Origin of the sequence: Bradyrhizobium pachyrhizi, from assembly GCF_029714545.1 — a bacterium.
Taxonomy (GTDB): Bacteria; Pseudomonadota; Alphaproteobacteria; order Rhizobiales; family Xanthobacteraceae; genus Bradyrhizobium; species Bradyrhizobium pachyrhizi.
On sequence record NZ_CP121667.1, the window covers coordinates 2,106,012 to 2,125,364 of the forward strand.

Here is a 19,353-nt window from a genome sequence, read left to right on the forward strand (position 1 = left end):
GATCCTTGCCAGCACGACGCCCGGGACACGCCAAGGTTCCTGTCGCGCGAGGAACCTCCGCTTCAAAGGTCGGTTTCTGTCGGTACTTGTCGAGCGCGAGATCAGCCATGAAGCAAAAAGTGACAGTGAAGCAATACGCCGGACCGGCCGGTGGTTGGGGGTCTGTGAAGGCCGTCGCGGGTATGCTGACCCAAGAGGAGGTCGCGATCCTCGGCAGCGAAATCCTGCTCAAACAGAACAAGTCCGACGGATACATGTGCGTCAGCTGCTCCTGGGCGAAGCCGGCAAAACCCCGTCCGTTTGAGTTCTGCGAAAACGGCGCCAAGGCCACCGCCTGGGAGGTGACGAACAAGACGGTCGAGGCCGAATTCTTTGCAAAGCACACGCTCTCGGACTTGCGCGGCTGGTCCGATCATGCACTCGAGGAGCAGGGGCGCCTGACCGCGCCGATGCGCTATGATGTGGCGTTGGACAAATATGTTCCGGTGAGCTGGTCGGAGGCATTCCAGGAGATCGGCCGAGAACTGAATGGGCTCGATCCGCGTTCCGTGGTGCTGTACACCTCCGGCCGCGCCTCACTCGAGGCAAGCTACATGTATCAGCTATTTGGCCGGATGTACGGCACCAACAATTTCCCCGACAGCTCGAACATGTGCCACGAGAGCACGTCGGTGGCATTGCCCCCAGTGATCGGCGTGCCGGTCGGGACCGTACGGCTGCCGGACTTCGAGCAGACAGACTGCATCCTGTTCTTTGGTCACAATACGACGACCAATGCGCCGCGGATGCTGCATCCGTTGCAAGAAGCGGCGCAACGGGGTGTCCCGATCATCACCTTCAATCCGTTGCGGGAGCGTGGTCTGGAGCGCTTCACCAACCCGCAAGACCCGATCCAGATGGTGGCGGGCGGCACCCGGATCAGTTCGCAATACCATCAGGTGAGGTTTGGCGGTGACGCCGGCGCCATCATAGGGATCTGCAAGGCCGTGATCGAAGCGGACGACGAGGCGCGGTCGAAGGGTCACGAACGTGTTGTCGACGTCGCGTTTATCGAACAGCATACACGCGGGTTCGACGCATTCGCGGATTTCTGCCGCGCGCAGTCGTGGATTGATCTGGAGCAGACGTCCGGGTTGCGCCAGGCAGCGATGTTCCAGGCGGCCAGCACCTACATGGCTGCGAACGCCGTCATCGCGAACTACGGCATGGGCGTGACCCAGCACCGGCACGGCGTCGAAACCGTGAAGATGATCGTCAACCTGCTGCTGTTGCGCGGCAATATCGGTAAGCCCGGCGCCGGGATCTCTCCGATCCGCGGCCATTCCAACGTCCAGGGCCAGCGCACCGTCGGCATTTCCGAGAAGACCAAGTTGGTCCCGCTCGACAAGCTGAAGGAACTTTACGCATTTGAGCCGCCGCGATGGGACGGCCTGACGACGGTGGACGCCTGCAAAGCAATCCTCAAGAAAGAGGTGCGCGGTTTCGTCAGCCTCGGTGGCAATTTTATCCGCTGCATTCCGGAACGATCGCTGATGGAGCCGGCCTGGAGCAGGCTTCGGCTATCGGTCCAGATCGCTACCAAGCTGAACCGAACGCATCTCGTCCCTGGAGACGTAACTTTTCTGCTGCCGTGTCTCGGCCGGATCGAGATAGACCAGCAGGCGAACGGCCCGCAAGCCGTTGCCATGGAGGATTCCACGGCCTGCATTCATGGCTCGAGAGGACAACGCAAGCCAGTAGCGGAACGGCTGTTGTCCGAACCGCGGATCATTGCCGAGATGGCGAAGGCGACGTTGCCGCCGAATCCCAAGCTCGACTGGGACGCCTGGGTCGACAATTACGCGTTGGTCCGCGACGCGATCGAGCGGACGTATCCGGATCAATTCAAGGATTTCAACAAGCGCATGTTTGAGCCAGGTGGCTTTCCGCGGCCACTCGGCGCTCGCGAGCGGAAATGGAAGACGCCGAATGGCAAAGCCAATTTCACGGTTCCGGAAGCCGCTTTCGACATGCCGCCGGCCGGGGACGGTGTCTTCGAACTCATGACTACCCGCGCCGATGGTCAGTTCAACACGACGATCTATAACGAGAACGACCGCTTCCGCGGAATCTACGGCAGCCGCGAGGTCGTGCTGATGAACGCCGACGATATGGCCGAATGGGGTCTCACCCAGGGCGATCTGGTCACACTGGAGACGGCGGCCGATGACGGTGTCGAACGTCGTCTCGGTGGACTTCAGGTCGTTCCCTACGACGTTCCCCGTGGTGGCATCGTTGGATATTATCCGGAGTGCAACGTCCTCGTTCCGCTCTGGCATTTCGCCGAGGGCAGCAAGGTCCCGGCGGCGAAGTCGGTGCCGGTGCGCATCAGCCGCGATCCGGTGCCCGAATTGACCGACACCCATGAAATCCCGATCACCACGATCGAGTGAGAGGAGGCGACATGCCCAGGGAAAACGATCTCGAAGGACAGCAGGATCAGGGCGGCAAGCACGGCGGGCAGAAGGGAATGCCAAAGCCGGAGCCCAAGCCGAAGGGTGATCAGCCCGATCTGCTGAAGCGGCAGGGCTCGACGCATCCGCCAACACAGGAGTGAGGCCGGCAGGATCGCGGCTGGCTGCATCACGCCGGTGTGCGCGTCATGAAATCCATCAAGCCAAGCCACAGCAATATGCCGAGCCAGAACAGCCCGGCACCGGCGAAGACCAGAAGCCGAGCGCCGCGATCCCACAGTTCCATGAAGAACACCGCGACGATGGTGGCCTTGATAGCGGCAATCGCAATCGCCGCTGCGAAATTGAAGGAATCGAGCGGCAGATAGGCCAGGGTGACCGTCAGCGCGAGCAGTGCCAGCAGGGCAAGCCAGGAACCAACGAGCTTAAGCGGTGGCCGCCAGTTCATCATGTGCCGCTCCGTCCGGGCAGATAGATCAGGGCAAACAGGACGATCCAGACCACGTCGACAAAATGCCAATAGAGTGCGGCGGAATGCAAGGCAGCGCGCATGCGCGTGCTAGCGGAGCGGCGCAGCAGGACGGCAAGCGTCGCGAGAACAGCGATGCCGATCACCATGTGAACGGCGTGAATCGACGTCGCGACGAAGTAGAAGATGAAGAACAGTTCGACCCCATCGGCGAGCGGCGCAACGTAGCTGAAGTCCACGCCGGGAACGAGGTGCTCGTGATATTCGCCGGCATATTCGGCCGCCTTCAGGCCAAGGAACAGCAAGCCAAGCAGCATGGCGCTGACGAGCATGGCGATACAGATCCGGCGCGCGTCGGCCTGCAGCGCATTGACCGCGCAAGCGACAAAGAAGCTGGAAGTCAGCAGGATCGCCGTATTCGCCGTGCCGATGACGATCCTGGTGTGGCGGCCGGCCTCCGCGAACGCGGCCGGATTGGCGTGCCGGTAAACGAAATAAGCAAACAGCAGCCCGCCGAACAGCAGCACTTCGGTTGCGAGAAACACCCACATGCCGATCTCGGCGGTTTCATCGCGATGTTGAACGGAGGCGTATTGCGGAGCGAAGGCGCGGCGCTCAGGCATTCTGCGGCTCCGCGGCAAAGTCGGGCCCATATTGATAGGGCGCACGGGTCACGACGGGCTGTGACTTGAAATTGAACTCGGGCGGCGGGGACGGGGTCTGCCATTCCAGGCCCGGCGCATCCCATGGGTTGGCCGGCGCGCGCCTGCCAAAAAACAGAGAATAACCGAGATAGAACATCGGCAGCAGATAGGCCGCCGCCAAGATCGTCGCGCCGCCGGAGGACAGCACGTTCCACACCTGAAATTCCGGCGGATAGACGTGATAGCGGCGCGGCATACCTTCGGCACCGAGCACGAATTGCGGGAAAAAGGTCAGGTTGAAGCCGAAGAAGATCAGTACCGCCGCCGTCCGCGCCCAGTATTCGGAGTAGAGCCGTCCGGTGATCTTGGGCCACCAGTAATGCAGGCCGCCGAAGTAGGCCGTCACCATGCCGCCGACCATGATGTAGTGGAAGTGGGCCACCACAAAATAGGTGTCGGTCGCGTGTACGTCGAAGGCAAGGCAGGCCAGGAACAGCCCCGTCAGACCGCCGATCGTGAACAGGCCGAGGAAGGCGAGGGCGTAAAGCATCGGAGCGTCGAAGCGTAGCGATCCCTTGTGCAGGGTGGCGGTCCAGTTGAACACCTTGATCGCCGAAGGCACCGCCACGATGAAACTCATGAACGAAAACACGAGACTTGCGAGCAGCGACTGGCCGCTGACGAACATGTGGTGGCCCCAGACCAGAAAGCCGACGGCCGCGATGGCGAGGCTGGCCCAGGCGACGAATTTGTAGCCGAACACCGGCTTGCGCGAGAAGCAGGAGATCAGTTCGTTGACCACCCCCATGCCGGGCAGGATCATGATGTAAACGGCCGGGTGCGAGTAGAACCAGAACAGATGCTGGAACAGCAGGGGATCGCCGCCGATCTTGGGATCGAAGATGCCGACGCCGAGGAAACGTTCGGTCGCCAGCAGGACCAGCGCGATGGCGAGCACCGGCGTCGCGAGCACCAGGATCACCGACGTCGCGTAGAGCGACCAGATGAACAGGGGGAGGCGATACCAGGTCAGGCCCGGCGCGCGCAGCCGGTGAATGGTGACGATGAAATTCAAGCCGGTGAGGATCGAGGAGAAGCCGGCGATGAAGATACCGGTCACCGCGACGATGACGTAGCTGTTGGAATAAAGCGTCGAGAACGGGGTATAGAACGTCCAACCCGTGTCGATGCCGCCGGCAAGGATTGCGAACAGCGTCACGCTTCCGCCAGCGATGAACAGGTACCAGCTCATCAGGTTGAGGCGCGGGAAGGCGAGATCGCGGGCGCCAATCATCAGTGGCACGATGAAGTTGCCGAGCGTGTTCGGGATCGAGGGGATCAGGAAAAACCACACCATGATGACGCCGTGCATGGTGAAGAGCCGATTGTAGGTATCGGACGAGACGAGATCGGCCTGCGGCGTAGCGAGCTCGATCCGGATCGCGGTGGCGGCCGCGCCGCCGATGAAGAAGAAGAAAATCAGGGCGGCGAAATACAGGATTGCGATGCGCTTGTGGTCGGTGGTGAAGAACCAGGAGCGCAGCGTGTAGGCGGAGTTGAGATAGTCGGGCTCGGTCATGGTGCACGATCCGCAAGCGATTTGATGTAGGTGACGAGCCGCAACAACTGGTCCTCGCTGACCTTGCCTTCGAAGGACGGCATCACCGGCTGATATCCGGCGGCAACCTGGCTGCGCGGCAGCAGGATCGAATCCCGGATGTACTTGTCGTCGGCGGTTACCGTGGAACCATCCGAGAGCGGCACGGGCTTGCCGTAAAGTCCCTCCAGCAGCGGTGCGTGCACGCTGCTGTTGGCGGCGTGGCAGCCGCTGCAGCCGAGCTCGCGAAACAGCGCGCCGCCTTCACGAGCCAGCGAGTTGGCGGGTCCCTGGTCGTTCAGCCATTTGGCATAGTCCGCCGGCTCCATCGCCACGATCTCGCCGATCATGCCGGAATGGTCGGTGCCGCAATATTCGGCGCAAAACAGGTGATAGTGACCCGCCGTGACCGCTTCGACCTCGAGGCTCTGGTAGCGGCCGGGCACCACGTCGTGCTTGAGACGAAGCGCCGGGATGAAGAAGCTGTGAATGACGTCCTGGGATGCCATCACCAGCCGGACCGGGCGATTGACCGGCATATGCAGGCTGTTGATCTCGGATTGTCCGCCGGGGTGCTGCACTTTCCACATCCATTGCTTGGCGACGACAAAGACCGACAGCTCTCCGTGCGGTTTCTGGTAAATCTCGAGGTACACGCTGGCGCCCCAGACAAACAGCAGGAGGAAAATCACCAACGACGCCGACGTCCAACCGACCTCCCAGTGCCAGCTTTTCTTGACCCGATGTCCGCGATCGGTCGGGTTGCCAGCCCGGTAACGCACGCAGAACACGATGAGCAGGAAGAACAGCAGGCCGAGCACCAGGGCGCTCGCCAGGAGCAATCCTGCAAACAACAGATCGACGTCGCCGCCATAGGGTGAGACCCCGGGCCTCCAGAACGGGATCCATTGGCGCCACATCGTGCTCAGCCGCACGTGCGGGTCATCGGGACGGCCATCCGGGCAGGCCGGTCTCCAGCAGCCGCTCCATCGCACGCCTAACGGGGATCCGGACCACGCCGCGGCCGCGATCGATCCAGCCATAGCTGTCCGCAAATTGGCGATCGGCTTCCCGATGCCGGCGCAGTTCGGCCGCCGGATCGAGCGCAAGCGGCGGCGCCTCGGCACTGAGCGCAGGGCGCGTCACGGGGTTTCGACGATCGATCGACCGCGAGAAGGCGAAAGGCATGAGAAGCGGTGTCGCCACGACGAACAGTCCGAGGCCAAGCGCCAGCCAACCCACGAGGACGGGATCGACATCGGACCGCTCGTAGTTGGTATCGGGGCTGTCAGTCATTGGGGGACCCGAAAGGCACGGAGACCAATGCCAAGCATGGGCGCATGTTCCAATCCAGGAACGATCCTGTTTGGCCCGCATTGGGATCTGACGTGCTCATGGCGATGATCCGGCGACCGGATGACACAGATATTCTCTCCTGCCGCGGATACCTGGCTGCGCCTGTCCATGGTAGCCGGTGTGGCCGTTCTGGGCGGTGGTCTGGTCGGCGTGATCGGATTTGCGCACTCGGCCTTTGAGACGTCGACCGATGTCCGCCCGCACCAGCCGGTTCCGTTCAGCCACAAGCACCATGCGGGCGAACTCGGGATCGACTGCCGCTATTGCCACACGGGCGTCGAAACGAGCCCGCAGGCAGGGCTGCCACCGACTGCGACCTGCATGACCTGTCATTCGCAGATCTGGACCAATGCCGCGATGCTTGAACCGGTCAGAGAAAGCCTCGCCGACAACAAGCCGATCGCCTGGACCCGCGTGGCGAAGCTGCCCGACTACGTCTTCTTCCGCCACGACATTCACATCGCAAAGGGCGTGGGTTGCGAGAGCTGTCACGGGCGCATCGACACCATGCCGCTGACCTATCGCGCCAAAGCGTTGACCATGGAGTTCTGTCTCGATTGCCATCGCGATCCCGCGCCGCATCTGCGTCCAAAAGATCATATTGCCGACATGACGTGGCAGGTCGGCCGCGATGCACGCAAGCAGGGCGAGGCGATCGCTGCGCACGAAGGCATCCGCTTCGGGCAGCTCACCCATTGCTACGTCTGTCATCGATGAGGCGCCCCGCGACAAAGCCGGACCATCCACGTGGCCACGTCCTCTGGTCGAGCCTTGAGGAGTTGTCGGGCGATCCCGCGTTTGAAGCGTGGGTTGATGCAGAGTATCCGGTCGCCGCAACCTTTGGCCCGACGGCGCGGCGGACGTTTCTGAAGCTGATGGGCGCATCCTTTGCGCTTGCCGGACTAGCAGGATGCGAGAAGAGCCCGTTCGTCGCGGCGTTGCCCTATGTCGAACAACCGCAGGGTACGGACGTCGGAGTTCCAAAATACTATGCGACCGCGGTGACGCTGGATGGCTATGCTCAGCCGGTCATTGCGACGACCTATTCCGGCCGGCCAACCAAGCTGGAAGGCAATCCGGATCATCCGGCGACACAGGGCCGCAGCGACGTATTCATGCAGGCCGCCGTGCTCGGGCTCTACGATCCCGACCGCGCGCAAGCACCTAACCGTCGCGGTGAGCCTGTGACGTGGAGCGACGTGCAGCATCACATCGGCCTGTTGCGCCAGCAGTGGCGGCAAAGCCAGGGCGAGGGGGTCGCATTGTTGCTGGGTCATTCGACTTCGCCGACGCTCATTCGCCAGATTGAAGCTCTGGTTCGCGAGTTTCCCAAGGCCCAGATCTATGAGCACGCCGCGGTTGGCGGCGGACGAGGACTCGATTCGACGAGAGCGGCCTATGGTCAGCCGCTGCAACTTCGCCCACAATTCGAGAACTGCGACGTCGTCGTCAGTCTCGATGACGATTTCTTGGGAGCGGGACCTCACCAGGTCGCCAACGCGCGCGCCTGGTCGGCGGCGCGACATCGCACCGCCGACAAGCCTGGACTTGCGCTGTACATGGCGGAGGCCGTGCCGTCCACGACAGGAGCGATGGCCGAGGCGAGGGTGGCGGTCGATGCCTCCCGCACCTGGCTCATCGCCCAAGGACTCGCCAATTCATATGACGTCGCCGGCGCCGCAAAGCCTGATCTTTCGGAGAAGGAGCAACGATGGCTCGATCGCGCGGTCCATGCGTGCCGGTCGGCGCGAGGCCGAGCGCTCGTGACCTGCAGCCGCTTCGGTGACGACGCGACAGCGTCCTGGGTGGCGCGAACGAACGAGGCGCTCGGCGCGACTGCGCTGCTCGGCGCTGCGGCGCCTGTCCCCAATGTCGCGAACGCCAAGAGATTGAGCGATTTGGTCAACGACATCGGCCGCGGCGCTGTGGAAACGCTTATCATCATTGACGCCAACCCGGCCTATACTGCGCCGGCATGGCTGGCTTTCAGGAACGCTGTTGCGAAGGTCAGGTCCTCGGTCCATATCGGCATCCATCGGGACGAGACAGGGGCGCTTTGCGAATGGCATCTGCCATTGACGCATACGCTGGAGAGTTGGAGCGACGCGCGCTCGATCGATGGAACGGCCACTATCATCCAGCCCACGATTGCACCCTTCTACGACGTCCGCACCGTTCATCAGGTCATGGCGCTGCTGCTGGGGCAGTTGGACCCGTTGCCGGAAACGCCGGTTCGGGACACGTGGCGCGCGGCGCTTGGCGACGATTTCGAGACGAAGTGGACGCGTTGCCTGCACGACGGCTATGTCCCGGAGCAGAGGGCGGCCCCACCGAACATCCACGCGGCGGCAACCGCCGTGGTCCCGCCGCTGCCGGATGACGGACTGGATATTGTCTTCCGGCCCGATCCGACGATCTGGGATGGCAGTTTCGCCAATAATGCCTGGCTGCAGGAGTTGCCGAAGCCGCTGACCACGCTGACCTGGGGCAACGTGATTTCAATCGGCCCGGCGCTGGCCATGCGAAAGGATCTGACCAATGGCGATCACGTCAGGATTAGGGTCCGGGATCGATCGATCACCGGACCTGTGTGGGTCCTGCCAGGCCAGGCCCCGAACACGGTCGCGCTCACGCTCGGCTACGGCCGGAGCAAAGCGGGTCGGGTTGGCGATGGTCTCGGCTACAATGCCTATGACGTCCAACCGATCGACCAGCCCTGGCAGACCAAGGGCAGCCTGCACAAGCTGGGAACCCGCGAGACGCTGGCCGTCACGCAACTGCATCACCGCATGGAGGGCTTTGACTTCATCCGTGAAGTCAACGCAGCCGACACCGATCATCCCAAGCAGGAGACGACGCAACCGAGCCTCTATCCGACAAAGCCTTCGGCGCAAAACGCCTGGGGCATGGTGATCGACCTCGATGCCTGCATCGGATGCAATGCCTGTGTGGCCGCCTGTACGGCCGAGAACAATGTGCCAGTCGTCGGCAGCGAGCAGGTCAAGGTCGGCCGCGAAATGCAATGGCTGCGGATTGCGCGCTACTATACCGGCGACGTCGAGGAGCCGCGCAGTTTCTTCCAGCCGGTGCCCTGCATGCACTGCGAGCAGGCCCCCTGCGAGATGGGCTGTCCGGTCCATGCCACGACGCACAGTCCGGAGGGCATCAACCAGATGGTCTACAACCGCTGCATCGGCACCCGGACTTGCTCGAGCTACTGCCCCTACAAGGTGCGCCGCTTCAACTTCTTCGACTATCGCCCTGCGTCCGATGCGCCGGAACATGCGGCACACAATCCGGACGTCACGGTGCGCTCGCGCGGCGTGATGGAGAAGTGCACCTACTGCACGCAGCGGATCGAGGCTGCGCATGTCGCGGCCGACAAGGAGAGCCGGCCGATCCGCGACGGCGAGGTGGTGACCGCCTGCCAGAGCGCGTGTCCGACCAAGGCGATCGTGTTCGGCGACATCAGGAATCCCGACTCCGAGGTGTCGCGCCTGCGCGGTGACGGACGGCACTACGTGTTGCTGGAAGAGCTGGGAACGCGACCGCGCACAACCTATCTGGCACGCTGGAAACCCCCGGAAGGCCAGAGATGACCGATCGCACCGCCGATATCCTGCCGCAAGACCAGAGCCTCGGGCGGGTCAGCGATCAGCTCACCGGCATTCCCCTACATTTCCCGGCGCGCCGGCGCTGGTGGATTGCGATGATCATCGCATCGGCGCTGCTGCTCCTCCTTGTGATCTCCACAACCGCGCTGTTCACCCGCGGTGTCGGCATCTGGGGTATCAATATTCCCGTCAACTGGGCATTCGCGATTCACAATTACGTCTGGTGGCTGGGCATCGGTCACGCCGGAACGTTGATCTCGGCGTTGCTGCTCCTGACTGGCAGCGAATGGCGCAATTCCCTCAATCGTTTTGCCGAGACCATGACGCTGTTCGCGGTGATCTGCGCCGGCATCTATCCGGTGCTGCATCTTGGGCGTCCCTGGTATCTGTACTGGATGTTTCCCTACCCCGCGACGATGGGGGTATGGCCGCAGTTTCGCAGCCCGCTGGAATGGGACATCTGGGCGGTCTTGACCTATCTGACCGTATCGCTGGCGTTCTGGTACACTGGTCTCATTCCGGACCTCGCCGCCGCGCGCGACCGGTCGAGGAAGCGCGGCTGGCAGATTTTCTTCGGCATCACGTCGCTCGGCTGGCGCGGCTCGGCCCCGCATTGGCAGCGCTGGCAGCAAGCCTATCGCGTCACCGCGGGGCTTGCGGTGCCACTGGTCGTCTCGGTGCATAGCGAGGTGTCGCTCCTGTTCGCCGCCGGCCAGATTCCCGGCTGGCATTCGACGATCTTTCCGCCATACTTCGTGCTCGGCGCGGCCTTCTCGGGTTTTGCGGTGGTCGCAATCATCGCGATCGCGCTGCGGTCCCTTTTCGGTCTAGGCAATCTGGTCACCGATGACCATCTCGACGTGCTCGGCAAGGTGCTGCTCGCGTGCGGCCTGATGACTGGCTACGGTTACCTCTTCGAAGTTTTCGACGCGCTCTACTCCGGCGGAGCGCACGAGATGCGGACGCTGTCGGACCGGCTCACCGGCGCCTATGCCTGGACTTATTGGGGCGCGATCGCCTTCAATTTCGTTCCGCTGCACGGGCTGTGGTGGCGTTCGGTGCGGCGCAGCGGCTGGATGCTTCTGTCGATCTCTATCTCGGTCGCGATCGGAATGTGGCTCGAGCGCTACATGATCCTCGTCACCAGCCTCTACCGCGACTTCCTGGTCTCGTCATGGGGCGCGTTCACTCCGACCTTCTGGGACTGGTCGACTTATCTTGGAACGATCGGCCTGTTCCTGGTGCCGTTCCTGCTTGCGATCCGCTTCATTCCCATGATTTCGATTTTTGAGACCGAGGAGCTGTTGCACAAGGAGCAGGAGGAGGCTCATGGCTGAGCACTCCTTCGGCCTGCTCGGCGAGTTCGCTACCCCAGAGGCGCTGCTCGTGGCCGCGCGCAAGGCCCGCGAGGTGGGCTATTGCAAGCTCGACGCGTTCACGCCGTTTCCGGTTGAGGGGCTGGCGAAGGTACTCCGTCTGCCAACGCCCCGGATTTCCATCGTTGGTCTCGCTGGTGGTCTCGCGGGCGCCGCCATCGCGCTGCTGATGCAACTCTATGTGAATTACGACTATCCGCTCGATGTCGGAGGGCGGCCACTCTACGCACTCTCGGCTTTCGCCGTAGTTGTGTTCGAACTGACGATCCTGGTGTCGGCACTCGCGATGATCGTCGCCATGCTCTGGCAAAACGGCCTGCCGCGGCTCAATCATCCGATCTTCAGCGCCCGTCATATCGCCCGCGCCAGCAAGGACCGGTTCTTTCTGTGCGTGTTGGCCGAGGACGCAGCGTTCGATTCCGAAAAGACGGCGGCTTTCCTGCAGAGCGCTGGGGCGCTGTCAGTGGAGCTCGTGTCGTCATGAAGGGCGCATGGCTTCTTACGTCGGCCTTGCTGCTCGCCGGGTGCGACCAGAACATGGACGCACAGCCTCGTTACAGTGAGTACGGCCGCGCGCCGCTGTTTCGCGGCAGCGCATTGCGCAACCCGCCAGCGGGCGCGGTCGACCGCGACGCGCTGGCGGAACAGGCCGCTGTGCGGACCAAGCCGCCATTGACAGCGGCGCTGCTGGAGCGGGGCCATCAGCGCTTCGACATCTTCTGCTTGCCGTGCCACGGCGCCAATGGGGACGGCAACGGCATCATCGTCGAGCGCGGCATGCCGCGTCCGACCAGTTACCATGCCGAGCGGCTGCGGAACGCCGAAGACCAGCATCTCTTCGACGTTATCAGCAACGGCTACGGCGCGATGTATTCCTATGGCGCGCGCGTGCCGCCGCGGGATCGCTGGGCGATCGTCGCCTATATTCGCGCGCTGCAGCTCAGCCGTCATGCGTCGATCGACGATGTGCCGGCCGACCAGCGCGGCAAGCTTGTGGAACCACCATGATCGGACGCGGCCTGCGCGATCGCCGTTTGATGATTGCCGTCGTCGGCACGGCCGGCATGCTGGTTGCTGGTGCGTTCGCGGACCATCGTTCGACCGCCGCGGCCTATCTCGTGGCCTGGATCGCGGTCAGTGCGGTTCCGATCGGGACGCTCGGCGTGCTCATGGCGAGCTATCTGGTGCGGCGGGCGTGGACGGAGGAATTGCAGCCGGCAATGACGGCGATCTGCGCCACCCTTCCTATTTTCGGCGTGCTCTTCCTGCCGGTCCTGCTCGACCTCGCTACGCTCTATCCTGCGGCCGGACTTGACCCGGCGCTACCGGCCTTCAAGGCGGTCTATCTCGCTCCGTGGTTCGTGGCGGCGCGAACGGTGGTCTATTTCATCGTCTGGACCTGGCTTGCCCTCAAGTTGCAGGCGGTCTGGTCGGACCCGGATCGCATGGCGAGGACGGCGTCCGGTGGACTGATCGTCTACGCGATCTCCGTATCGTTCGCCGGTGTGGATTGGATCGAAGCGCTGGAGCCGCAATTTCATTCATCGATTTATGGCCTGCTGTATCTCGGTATGGTCTTACTGGACGGCGTCGCCGGCGCTATCGGCCTTGGACTTCTCCTGTGCGGCATAAGGCGGGCTGGCGGCTACAGCGCGCTGCTGTTGTCGACGATCCTGCTCTGGGCGTATCTCCATGCCATGCAGTACATCGTCATCTGGTCGGGTAACATTCCGGACGAGGTGACCTGGTACATCGATCGCGCGTCGGAGGGCTGGCAGTTCGGCTTGGCCCTTCTGGCCATCGGTCAGCTCGTGGTTCCGTTCTTTGCACTGGTGAGCCGTCGCGTCCGCGCCGATCGCCGTTGGCTACTCGGACTATGCGCCCTCACGCTCGCGATGCGGGTTTGCGAGGCTTCGGTCCTGGCATTCCCGGCCATCGATGGTCTCCACGGCTGGCTCACCGGCATCATGCTGGTGGCCGGTCTGACCTTGCTTATGGGGGTGTTGGCCTCGGGCGTAGCGTTCCGCCTGCGCCATGGCAGATGGCTCAACTTCGCGCCATCTCGCGTTCGCGCCGAAGTAGAGCGACGATGAGCAGGCCGAGCAAGACCAACGTCGCAAGACCGGTCGCCTTGAGCAGGCGACCGACCGCGAGCGTGTAGAGACCGCTTGCGGGATCAAATCCGTAGCACATCAGCCTGACATGATCGATCCATCCGCCGATGCGCCCTTGACCGGCTTCGACCAATGCGAGGCGCAGATTGGCGGGATCGAGCCCGAGACCGGGCAGAGCGCGCGCAATGCGACCGTCGGCCGTCACGACAAAGGCGGCCGCGGGATGCGCGTAGCGGCCGTGGTCGCGGTCGTACACCGCTTTAAATCCGAATGCTCTTGTCAGTGCCGCGATATCGCTGGCATCGCCGCGCAAGACGTGGGTGGCGTCGCCCAGCGCTTCGAAGCCGACTTGCGCCTGCTTCAGCTCCTTCGCGTTCACCGCGGTAACCTGCGGGTCGAAGCTCACGACGTTCAGATCGAAGTCCTGACCGGGACCCAGGCCGGACTGCCGGAGCGCATCCGAGACGGTGCTGACCACCGGGCCGCACAACGTATCGCAGGTGAAATCTGCGAGGACCCACACGCTTGGCTCGCCGGCGAGCCATTGCCGGATCGGCCGTACGACGCCGTTTTCGTCCCGCAGGCGGACGCTCAGAGGTAACACGGCGCCGGGCCGGGGCGATGCCTCGACCCCGGCGAGATCGGACCTGGTCAACTCGGCGCGCGCCGGCGCCAGCGCTGCGCAGACCAAACAAACGGCAAGCATCATCTGGCGATGCATCGCTCCTGGCCTTCATTTCTCCTTGCCGGGCAACACGGTCTCGAGCAGCTGGCGCGCTGCGCCGCGGATGACACCGACTTCGTTCGGGTCGCCCTTGGCGAGCGCGATCGAGAAGTTCTTGGCTTGCTCGAGCGTGATATGCGGCGGTAGCAGGGGCACTTCCGGATCGGTCTTGACTTCCAGGACCACCGGAATGTCGCTCGCGAGCGCCTGCTCCCAGGCCGAGCCGAGCTGTGCGGGGTCGTCGACATAAATCCCCCGCAGCCCGATCAGGTCGGCGAAACGCGAATAAGATACGTTGGGGATGCGTTGCGATGCCTCGAACTTGGGATCGGCATTGATGATGCGCTGTTCCCATGTCACCTGATTGAGATCTTCATTGTTGAAGACGCAGACGATCCAGCGGTGATCGCTCCAGTCGCTCCAGTATTTGGTGACCGTGATAAGCTCGGCCATGTTGTTCATCTGCATGGCGCCGTCGCCAACCAGCGCAATGACGGGACGATCGGGCGCTGCATACTTGGCTGCGATTGCGTAGGGAACGGCCGCGCCCATCGATGCCAGGCCGCCCGACAGCGAGGCGTTGAGGCCGGGACGCATCTTCAGATCCCGAGCAAACCAGTTGGCGCAGGAGCCGGAATCGCTGGTGATGATCGCGCGATCGGGAATGCGCGGCGACAGCTCCCATGTCACGCGCTGAGGATTGACCGGCTTGGCCGGCTGGTGCGCGCGATCTTGCAATGTCTTCCACCAGGTCCGGACATTGTCCTCGATCGTCTTTCGCCAGCTGCCGTCGCTCTTCTGCTTCAGGCGCGGAAGCAGCGCGCGCAGCGTCTCCGCGGCGTCGCCCACGAGGCCAATCTCCATCGGAAAGCGGATCGAGAGCATGCTGGCGTCGATGTCGATCTGGACGCCGCGGGCCTGGCCCTCCTTGGGCAGGAACTCGGAATAGGGAAACGCCGAGCCGATCATCAAGAGCGTGTCGCACTCCATCATCAGGTCGTAGCTCGGCTCGGTGCCGAGCAAGCCGATCGAGCCCGTCACCCATGGCAGGTCGTCGGGCACCACGGCCTTACCGAGCAACGCCTTGGCGCATCCGGCCGACAGCCGGTCGGCGACGGAGGAGACCTCGTTGGTCGCGCCAAGCGCGCCGGCGCCGACGAGCATGGCGACCTTCTTGCCGGCGTTGAGAATGTCGGCGGCGCGATCGAGCTCGGCCTCCCCCGGAATGATCCTTGGCGGAGTGTATCCGACGCCGGACCGCAGCGTGCCGTGCGCGCGCGGCGGATCCTCGTAATCCTCTTCCTGCAGATCATTCGGCAGGATCAGCGCGGTCACGGTGCGCCGGGCGAGCGCAATGCGCGCGGCGCGGTCGATCAGATGGCGGACCTGAGCGGGCGAGGAGGCCTGCGCGACATACGCGCTGGCGACGTCCTTGAACATCGAGACCAGGTCGAGCTCCTGCTGATACTGCCCGCCCAGCGCGTTCCGCGCCTGCTGGCCCACGATGGCTAGCACCGGCTGATGGTCGAGCAAGGCGTCATACAGACCGGTGATCAGGTGTGAGGCACCGGGGCCCGACGTCGCGATGCAGACGCCGAGGCGGCCGGAAAATTTGGCATACGCACACGCCATGAACGCCGCCATCTCCTCGTGGCGCGCCTGGATGAAGTCGATCTTGCTTTCGGCGCGATTGAGCGCGCCGAACACGCCATTGATGCCATCGCCGGGATAACCGAAGAGATGCCGCACGCCCCAATCCTGGAGGCGCTGCACTACGAACTCGCCAACGGTCTTGGACATCTTGCAAATCCCAAAACTTGACTGTGAGCGATGAACGGCGGGGATTGGCAGCCGTTCCAAAGCGACCCGTCCCTCAAGTAGAAGGCGGTTGGCCGCCATGATGCAAAAGCGAAAGGCGGCTAAGTAAACGTGAGTCTCCCTAAGGCAGCACGAGCGACCTTTCGCAAGCGCCGCTCGTAAGGAACCATGACTTCCTTCGGGCATTGAGGGACGATGAGTAGATACTATTTCCACATTACGAACGGCCACCCATTCGACGATCCCGCCGGGGAGGAATTGCAGGACGAGCAGGCCGCTTGGCAGCAGGCGCTCCTGACTGTTCGGGATATCGAGTCCAACCTTGGCCTCGACGCGTCAAACCGCTGGTCCCTTGTGGTCAAGCGAGAAGACATGCCGGTTTTTCAGATCGAGGTCACGGCCAAACGCCTCGGCTCAAGTTAGCTGGCGGGCTGCAAATGAAGGTAGGTCGGATCGAATCCGGCCAACTCCTCCAGCCTGCCGTGATCCAGGATACGGTATTGCGAGCGCTCGACCTGCATTATGTTGCTCTCACGCAGTTCTTGCAGCACGCGGTTGACGTGTACGGTGGAAAGTCCTAGGCAATCACCCAGGTCGGATTGCGTGATGGGGAAGGCAAAGCTGCCGTCGCTGGTCCGGCCAATGGCCTTTAATCTCCTGTGCATTTCGGCGAAAAGATGTGCCATGCGTTCGACCGCTGATCTGCGGCCGACATTCACGATCCATTCCCTGAAAATCGAGGCGTCAATCAACGTTTCGCGCCATAGAGCTGCCGCAACGTTAGGCCGCTCCCTGCTCAAGCTCTTGATCGCCTCGTGTGGAATGAAGCCTAGCGTGCAAGGCGTAAGCGTCGAGAAGTCATGATCCATGACGTTGAGGTGCAGGCTCTGCAAGTCGGGAATCTCGCCAGGAACGTGTAGCGATAGAACTTGCCGTTTTCCATCGGGAGTCACCTTCGCGCGAAAGGCAAAGCCCTCGGCGAGCAGGCAACTTTCCCTTGTCCGACTTCCGTCGGCAACAATGATCTTTTGGGCCGGCAGCTGTTGCTCGCGGATTGGAAGCCGCTCTATGGCTCGGATGTCCTGACCGTCTAGTCGATTTGAGACAGTCAACTTTGTGATCAACGTCGTCGGTAGAGTCGAGGGCATCCGCGTTCTTCATACTTAAAACATGGAACGGGCGAGGAGCTTGCTTTCTTCACAAGCTATCGAGGGAGAGCATCACAGCTCGCGACTACCGACGCCCGAAACCCTCTGCGCCGGTGCCAAAGGCCAACGATTGTTAATCGAAATTGTTCCTCGTCATTGGCGAAGGGTGATCTCGCCCGTTTATCAACGTCCGAAAGTCGCTGTGGGGTGGAGGCTTCGTCCAACGGCGCGGTTCGCGGAAATCCGAGTGTCGAGGTGAATTTTGGGAAAGTAACTAAGGTTGTAGAATCTATCGTGCTCCAGGCCTACGTTCGATCCGTCACCGTGCGGCCCAAGGTATCTACCGGTGATGAGATCGCCCATCACAACGCTCCCGCCCCACGCAAACAGGGATCCGCGCCATGAAGAAGCGGCGTCGCTTCAAACAGACAGAAACCCTACAAGAACGGCTTGCGAAGTTTGCGGCCGAAGAGCCCGGCCCAATGATGAACCAGCTTCCCACATTGCCGACAATCGAAGACCCGGACGTGTTCACCGGGATCGAGCTGCGCTCCTGAAGAGCCGAATAAACTGCGCCGCAGTTGGAGCAGGCAAAATGAATGGTGATTGATGGGGCCATCGACCGATCCAACGGCAGAGCTTTGCGCCCGTTCCTCGGATCGATCTACCGCCCAATGGGCGCTACGAGGCGCGCCTGTGTCCCGGGTGCTTGTCAATCGTTCTCTTTGCCGCGGTGATCGCTTCCCGCGAGCTTTGATAGGTCATCGTTCTAATGGTTTGCCGGCCGTTGAGAGGCGCTATCTCAACTAAGAATCCGCCGCCGGGTTGCTCGACGACCAACAGCCGGTGTCCTGAATATTCAAGTTCGTCTGCCACTTCCGCGGCCTCCGCGATTGCTCTGACAACAATTGTCCTGTGGGCTGTGTTCCAACGAGACGCAGGGATCTTCTTGCGGCGCCGCCGAAGCTCTCACCGCTCTCCGGGCCACCAGGTCGATTGCGGGCTCATGGCGGAGGATCTTCGTGGTGCGCAACGCCCATGGGCAAGGTCTGCGAATCCCTTGACCGACCAATGGTAGGCACCACGGTAGGACAGCCGCCAAGGTTCGTGGGATTGCTGATCACGCCGATAAGCGTTGAAATCGCGCTCCTATGAAGGATGCCCTACCAAGATCACGTTCGGCGAAATGCGCGAAACGGGCGCAACTTGCATCATGGTCTTTTGCAAAGACCATCAATGTTCGCACAACGTCCAGACGGACGCGTCGAAATGGCCGGACGAGATGCGCCTGTCAGATCTCGAGCCGCGGTTCACCTGCACAGTCTGCGGCAAGCGAGGCTCGATCATTCGGTCGGTCGACGTGCCGCCAAGGATAGGGACGGGCGGTTAATGGAAGTAGGTCAATCCTCCCGCCACGATCGCTAGGACGAAAGCGAAGGCGGCGGCTCCGATAATCCAAGGCATGTCATGGCGTTCTCTGGGAGTCATCCGCAATTGCCCTTCCGTTAGGGATGGAGAAGCGAAAGCAGGCGTTGGCGGTTCTGATCCTGGTCGAGCTGATTTTTGCGCATCACTTCAAGCTCAGCTTCGACCTTAGTGGTGTCTTCATTCAACCGTTTCAATTCAATCAGCAGCGCCTCAAGCTCCGCGAGCCGCCTTTCGCCTTCGATCACATCGATTTCGATCTGCCTCAACTCGTCCATGATCGCATCTTTGTACATCGTCGCGCTACGACTCGCAGGCTGCACTGACAAATGACAAACGACGTGGAAGCTCTGCTGGTTTCTTAGGTTCTTGCGAACAGATCTTTGCTAGTCTGAATCACACGAGTGAATGTGCCGCTCCGGCGGACGGGCTCGAGGCAAAAATAATCTGCGTTAATGATGGACCGCATCTCACGTAGTAGGCTAGCTTCCCCTCAAGAAGTGAGAAAAACGCTATGCAGGGAAGTGCCCGCGTCCTGAGAGAACTGCAGTTCTGGCTTACCATGCTGTTGAGCTTGTCGCCGCTGTGGATCGCGGCTGGTCTTTTGCTCTTCTT

General features: G+C 62.2%; 19 protein-coding genes. 10 read left to right on the top strand and 9 right to left on the bottom strand.

Annotation, left to right across the window (positions count from 1 at the left end; all coding sequences use genetic code 11):
* Nucleotides 1-107 precede the first annotated feature (107 nt).
* Together QA639_RS09710 and QA639_RS09715 are read left to right on the top strand one after the other, a co-directional pair.
* A complete protein-coding gene (locus tag QA639_RS09710) occupies nt 108-2,432 on the top strand; it encodes an FdhF/YdeP family oxidoreductase (RefSeq protein WP_283090566.1) in 2,325 nt (774 codons plus the stop codon).
* A gap of 11 nt (nt 2,433-2,443) precedes the next feature.
* Nucleotides 2,444-2,596 (top strand): hypothetical protein, encoded by a 153-nt coding sequence (locus tag QA639_RS09715; protein ID WP_283089654.1) that lies wholly within the window; start codon nt 2,444-2,446, stop codon nt 2,594-2,596.
* 26 nt (nt 2,597-2,622) lie between these two features.
* On the opposite strand, the gene QA639_RS09720 is transcribed toward QA639_RS09715, so the two are convergent.
* The 5 genes from QA639_RS09720 to QA639_RS09740 form a co-directional block, all read right to left on the bottom strand.
* Nucleotides 2,623-2,904: a cytochrome C oxidase subunit IV family protein gene (locus tag QA639_RS09720; RefSeq protein ID WP_283089655.1), complete on the bottom strand. Its 282-nt coding sequence runs from the start codon at nt 2,902-2,904 to the stop codon at nt 2,623-2,625.
* Nucleotides 2,901-3,449 (bottom strand): cytochrome c oxidase subunit 3, encoded by a 549-nt coding sequence (locus QA639_RS09725; RefSeq protein WP_283089656.1) that lies wholly within the window; start codon nt 3,447-3,449, stop codon nt 2,901-2,903. Before QA639_RS09725 ends, QA639_RS09720 begins: the two co-directional genes overlap by 4 nt.
* Nucleotides 3,450-3,537: 88 nt before the next feature.
* Entirely contained in the window at nt 3,538-5,145 is a 1,608-nt protein-coding gene (gene ctaD, locus QA639_RS09730; protein WP_283089658.1) for a cytochrome c oxidase subunit I, read from the bottom strand.
* Nucleotides 5,142-6,083: a cytochrome c oxidase subunit II gene (coxB, locus tag QA639_RS09735; protein WP_283089659.1), complete on the bottom strand. Its 942-nt coding sequence runs from the start codon at nt 6,081-6,083 to the stop codon at nt 5,142-5,144. Before coxB ends, ctaD begins: the two co-directional genes overlap by 4 nt.
* A gap of 22 nt (nt 6,084-6,105) precedes the next feature.
* Nucleotides 6,106-6,459 (bottom strand): hypothetical protein, encoded by a 354-nt coding sequence (locus QA639_RS09740; RefSeq protein ID WP_283089660.1) that lies wholly within the window; start codon nt 6,457-6,459, stop codon nt 6,106-6,108.
* Between the two features lie 120 nt (nt 6,460-6,579).
* On the opposite strand from QA639_RS09740, the gene QA639_RS09745 reads away from it, so the two are divergent.
* From QA639_RS09745 to QA639_RS09770, 6 genes are all read left to right on the top strand, one after another.
* Nucleotides 6,580-7,236: a cytochrome c3 family protein gene (locus QA639_RS09745; RefSeq protein WP_283089661.1), complete on the top strand. Its 657-nt coding sequence runs from the start codon at nt 6,580-6,582 to the stop codon at nt 7,234-7,236.
* A 62-nt stretch (nt 7,237-7,298) separates the two neighbouring features.
* The gene (locus tag QA639_RS09750; RefSeq protein WP_283089662.1) at nt 7,299-10,118 is read left to right on the top strand and encodes a Fe-S-cluster-containing hydrogenase; all 2,820 of its coding nucleotides are present in this window, start codon (nt 7,299-7,301) and stop codon (nt 10,116-10,118) included.
* A complete protein-coding gene (gene nrfD / locus QA639_RS09755; RefSeq protein ID WP_283089663.1) occupies nt 10,115-11,470 on the top strand; it encodes an NrfD/PsrC family molybdoenzyme membrane anchor subunit in 1,356 nt (451 codons plus the stop codon). The genes QA639_RS09750 and nrfD overlap by 4 nt, the downstream gene beginning before the upstream one ends.
* Complete coding sequence (locus tag QA639_RS09760; RefSeq protein WP_283089664.1) at nt 11,463-11,993, top strand: DUF3341 domain-containing protein; 531 nt, start codon at nt 11,463-11,465, stop codon at nt 11,991-11,993. Before nrfD ends, QA639_RS09760 begins: the two co-directional genes overlap by 8 nt.
* A complete protein-coding gene (locus QA639_RS09765; protein WP_283089665.1) occupies nt 11,990-12,517 on the top strand; it encodes a c-type cytochrome in 528 nt (175 codons plus the stop codon). Before QA639_RS09760 ends, QA639_RS09765 begins: the two co-directional genes overlap by 4 nt.
* Nucleotides 12,514-13,602: a hypothetical protein gene (locus tag QA639_RS09770; protein ID WP_283089666.1), complete on the top strand. Its 1,089-nt coding sequence runs from the start codon at nt 12,514-12,516 to the stop codon at nt 13,600-13,602. The genes QA639_RS09765 and QA639_RS09770 overlap by 4 nt, the downstream gene beginning before the upstream one ends.
* Here QA639_RS09770 and QA639_RS09775 read toward each other — a convergent pair.
* Entirely contained in the window at nt 13,556-14,332 is a 777-nt protein-coding gene (locus tag QA639_RS09775) for an SCO family protein (RefSeq protein WP_283089667.1), read from the bottom strand. The two genes, QA639_RS09770 and QA639_RS09775, sit on opposite strands and share 47 nt — an antisense overlap.
* Before the next feature lie 24 nt (nt 14,333-14,356).
* Complete coding sequence (locus tag QA639_RS09780) at nt 14,357-16,147, bottom strand: thiamine pyrophosphate-requiring protein (protein WP_283089668.1); 1,791 nt, start codon at nt 16,145-16,147, stop codon at nt 14,357-14,359.
* A gap of 213 nt (nt 16,148-16,360) precedes the next feature.
* Between QA639_RS09780 and QA639_RS09785 the strand changes: the two genes are divergently transcribed.
* Nucleotides 16,361-16,588: a DUF6894 family protein gene (locus QA639_RS09785; protein WP_038378059.1), complete on the top strand. Its 228-nt coding sequence runs from the start codon at nt 16,361-16,363 to the stop codon at nt 16,586-16,588.
* On the opposite strand, the gene QA639_RS09790 is transcribed toward QA639_RS09785, so the two are convergent.
* Entirely contained in the window at nt 16,585-17,313 is a 729-nt protein-coding gene (locus QA639_RS09790; RefSeq protein WP_283089669.1) for a Crp/Fnr family transcriptional regulator, read from the bottom strand. The genes QA639_RS09785 and QA639_RS09790 overlap by 4 nt on opposite strands.
* 401 nt (nt 17,314-17,714) lie before the next feature.
* Between QA639_RS09790 and QA639_RS09795 the strand changes: the two genes are divergently transcribed.
* Nucleotides 17,715-17,870, top strand: a complete 156-nt coding sequence (locus tag QA639_RS09795; RefSeq protein WP_283089670.1) for a hypothetical protein — start codon at nt 17,715-17,717, stop codon at nt 17,868-17,870.
* A gap of 948 nt (nt 17,871-18,818) precedes the next feature.
* Here the strand turns inward: QA639_RS09795 and QA639_RS09800 are convergent.
* Entirely contained in the window at nt 18,819-19,016 is a 198-nt protein-coding gene (locus QA639_RS09800) for a hypothetical protein (protein ID WP_283089671.1), read from the bottom strand.
* Nucleotides 19,017-19,353 lie beyond the last annotated feature (337 nt).

Bases quoted from the DNA above. Each gene is read 5' to 3' on its own strand.
- QA639_RS09740 (WP_283089660.1), bottom strand. From the start codon at position 6,459: ATGACTGACAGCCCCGATACCAACTACGAGCGGTCCGATGTCGATCCC.
- nrfD (WP_283089663.1), top strand. From the start codon at position 10,115: ATGACCGATCGCACCGCCGATATCCTGCCGCAAGACCAGAGCCTCGGG.
- QA639_RS09785 (WP_038378059.1), top strand. From the start codon at position 16,361: ATGAGTAGATACTATTTCCACATTACGAACGGCCACCCATTCGACGAT.
- ctaD (WP_283089658.1), bottom strand. From the start codon at position 5,145: ATGACCGAGCCCGACTATCTCAACTCCGCCTACACGCTGCGCTCCTGG.
- QA639_RS09745 (WP_283089661.1), top strand. From the start codon at position 6,580: ATGACACAGATATTCTCTCCTGCCGCGGATACCTGGCTGCGCCTGTCC.
- QA639_RS09800 (WP_283089671.1), bottom strand. From the start codon at position 19,016: ATGGACGAGTTGAGGCAGATCGAAATCGATGTGATCGAAGGCGAAAGG.
- QA639_RS09775 (WP_283089667.1), bottom strand. From the start codon at position 14,332: ATGATGCTTGCCGTTTGTTTGGTCTGCGCAGCGCTGGCGCCGGCGCGC.
- QA639_RS09760 (WP_283089664.1), top strand. From the start codon at position 11,463: ATGGCTGAGCACTCCTTCGGCCTGCTCGGCGAGTTCGCTACCCCAGAG.
- QA639_RS09715 (WP_283089654.1), top strand. From the start codon at position 2,444: ATGCCCAGGGAAAACGATCTCGAAGGACAGCAGGATCAGGGCGGCAAG.
- QA639_RS09795 (WP_283089670.1), top strand. From the start codon at position 17,715: ATGAAGAAGCGGCGTCGCTTCAAACAGACAGAAACCCTACAAGAACGG.
- QA639_RS09790 (WP_283089669.1), bottom strand. From the start codon at position 17,313: ATGCCCTCGACTCTACCGACGACGTTGATCACAAAGTTGACTGTCTCA.
- coxB (WP_283089659.1), bottom strand. From the start codon at position 6,083: ATGTGGCGCCAATGGATCCCGTTCTGGAGGCCCGGGGTCTCACCCTAT.
- QA639_RS09770 (WP_283089666.1), top strand. From the start codon at position 12,514: ATGATCGGACGCGGCCTGCGCGATCGCCGTTTGATGATTGCCGTCGTC.
- QA639_RS09765 (WP_283089665.1), top strand. From the start codon at position 11,990: ATGAAGGGCGCATGGCTTCTTACGTCGGCCTTGCTGCTCGCCGGGTGC.
- QA639_RS09710 (WP_283090566.1), top strand. From the start codon at position 108: ATGAAGCAAAAAGTGACAGTGAAGCAATACGCCGGACCGGCCGGTGGT.
- QA639_RS09780 (WP_283089668.1), bottom strand. From the start codon at position 16,147: ATGTCCAAGACCGTTGGCGAGTTCGTAGTGCAGCGCCTCCAGGATTGG.
- QA639_RS09720 (WP_283089655.1), bottom strand. From the start codon at position 2,904: ATGATGAACTGGCGGCCACCGCTTAAGCTCGTTGGTTCCTGGCTTGCC.